2 protein-coding genes are annotated in these 2,794 nt (G+C 24.7%); both read left to right on the top strand.

Annotated elements, in window-relative coordinates; translation table 11 throughout:
• Positions 1-2,378: sensor histidine kinase (locus NSA58_RS18405; RefSeq protein ID WP_039681099.1), on the top strand; the 2,378-nt coding region annotated here is incomplete at its 5' end.
• A 55-nt stretch (positions 2,379-2,433) separates the two neighbouring features.
• A complete protein-coding gene (locus NSA58_RS18400) occupies positions 2,434-2,736 on the top strand; it encodes a hypothetical protein (RefSeq protein WP_039681100.1) in 303 nt (100 codons plus the stop codon).
• Positions 2,737-2,794: the final 58 nt, after the last annotated feature.

Genomic DNA, 2,794 nt, shown 5'->3' with positions numbered 1-2,794 from the left:
CTATGATTAAAATTTTAAATTCATTATGTTATTCTGTTATTGTTATTAACAGAAATAAACAAATACTATTTATAAATAAGTTTCTTTTAGAGCTGTTAGGGGTTAATGATGAGGATGTAATCGGAAAAAATTTATTCCAAATAATTTCTATTACTAATCATTCTTTTGATAAGCTTATAAATGAACTTCCTCAAAATAATAAGTTTCACTTTTATATAAAAAATAAAGAAAATAATTTTCATTCATTATGGGGTGAACTTATAGAAGATGATTTTAAAGGAGAGAATGCTTATTTTATAATTGGAAGGAGACAATATGATAAGCAGTATACAAAAAAAGATTTAGAAGATCTATTGGATCTAATGCAAGTAGAATGTTGTATCAAAAATACTAATGGAGAGTATATATATGTAAATCAACAATTTGCAGATAACTTATCTTGTGAAAAAAGTGAAATTATAGGAAAAACTAGCAAAGACTTTCTAAACAAAGAAGATTGTCATTTTCTTGAAAAGAAAGAAAAAATAGTAATAGATAAGAAAAAGATAATAAATGATGAAAATATTTATTTAACTGTTAATGAAAAAAAATGGTATAGTAATACCTTAGGACCTATTTTTGATGATAATAATAATATAAAATATATAGCTAATTGTAAATTAGATATAACACTCAGAAAGTTTTTGAATGACATATATCAAGTTGCTCTTAATCAAATAACTCAAATTACTTGTGACATAGGTGTTTTTGATACAGATAGAGAATATAAATCTTTAATTCAATATACCATAGAAAAACTAATGAAATTTTCAAAAGCTGATGGTATTTCTGTAATATATTTTGATAATAAAGACTTCAGTTTAAATGCTATTGCTCAAACTGGAGAAGTTATAGAAGAATTATCTAAGCAAGAATTAGGCAGAGAGCTCTACGAATTTATACATAAATATGGTGAAGGGATGATACAACTAGACAGTATTAAAATGAATAAAAAATGTATATTAGATAAATTCTCTGTAGTAGGCATTTATAATATGACTCTTGATAAAGACTATTCTGGTTTTATCATGTTGACATATAAAAAAGGCCATGAGGATAGATGTATGCCTATGAATTACTTAAAAACCATATGTTCATATTTATCAATAAATATAAATAACTGGAAGAAATGCAAATATATCGAGGCTGAAAGAAGAAAAGTTGAAAAAATAAATAATTCTTTAATGCAGTTTATAGATGTATCTGAAGATATGATTGCAACATGGGATTTGAATGGAAATCCCATTTATAATAATTATCAAATATCTAACATACTAGGTTATGATGATATTAAAAATATAAACTTTTTTGACATACTTCATCATGAAGATAAAGATCAAATAATTGATACGATGTTTAATAGTAATTGTGATTTTGGCTCTGTAACAAGTAGATTTAGATGTAAGGATAATAATTATAAATGGATAGATTGGAATTATAAAATCTTAAAAGAAGAAAATATGTTTTTTTCTGCAGGTAGAGATGTCAGTGATAGAATTGCCAATGAAAAAAGAAAGTTATTAGCACAGCAAGTTAAATGCATAGAAGAAATCAAGGATGAATTCATAGCTAATATAACTCATGAGTTTAGAACTCCAATAAATATTATTATGTCAACAATTCAACTTATAAGTTTGAACTTAGAGAATAATACATATAAACTTGATTATTTGCATGAACATATCAAATATTTAAAAACAAACTCTAATAGACTTCTTAGATTAATCAATAACCTAATAGATATTACTTATATAAAAAATGGTTATCACGAATTAAATATGAAAAATTATAATATAGTTGAATTAGTTGAGAATGTTTGCAACACAGTGATTGATAGCAAAGAAAATAATGATATGAATATTATCTTTGATACAGATTGTGAACAAATTATTATGGCATGTGACTGTGATGAGATTGAAAGAATTATTTTCAATTTATTATCTAATGCAGTCAAGTATAGTTTTTCAAAAGAACCAATTATGGTAAGTATTAAATCAACTGCAGATAATGTGAAAATATCGGTCAAAGATAGTGGTATTGGTATACCAAAAGATTACCTAGAAACAGTTTTTGAAAAACTAACTAGAGTAGATAATAATCTCACAAGAAACAACGAAGGAAGTGGCATAGGACTTACAATAGTTAAATCTTTAGTTAATTTGCATAATGGAACAATAGATGTGGAGAGTGAATTAGGGAAAGGTTCTAATTTCATAATTACGTTACCTATTAATGTAATCAAGGAAGGTGGAAAAATAAATATAGAAAAAAGTTGTGATCTTAACAATAAAATTGAAAAGTATGCTATGGAATTTTCAGATATTTATGTGTATAATTAATGATAATTATAAAAATATGTTAAAATAAGATAATTATTTTTAAGGAGAGACAACAATGGAAGATATGAACATACTTATAACAAATGAAGCTAAAAAAGAATTGGACAAACTTTTGGCTAGCAGTGATAAGACATGCATCAGAATTCTTACTAGATGTATAACAATGACTAGTGATGCAAAGGTTGACTTAGAATTGGATGAACCAAATGATAATGATAATTTATACGATGTTGATGGATATAAAGTAATTATAAATAAAGTTCTTGATTCTCAAATGAACTATATTACAATATCATTTGGTGGACTTTTAAGTCGTGGATCTTTCTGTGTAGATGTAGATTTTAATTTTTACTATTAAATTTAAAAAGTATAAAAATTTAAGGATTTTACCTTAAGTTTTTATACTTTTTTTATTA

Source organism: Terrisporobacter muris (assembly GCF_024621905.1).
Classification (GTDB): Bacteria; Bacillota; Clostridia; order Peptostreptococcales; family Peptostreptococcaceae; genus Terrisporobacter; species Terrisporobacter muris.
The sequence above is the reverse complement of the archived record's forward strand: the minus strand, read 5'-3'. Positions and strand labels throughout refer to the sequence as shown.

Excerpts from the sequence above, each read along its gene's own strand:
- NSA58_RS18400 (WP_039681100.1), top strand. The coding sequence starts at position 2,434 with ATGGAAGATATGAACATACTTATAACAAATGAAGCTAAAAAAGAATTG.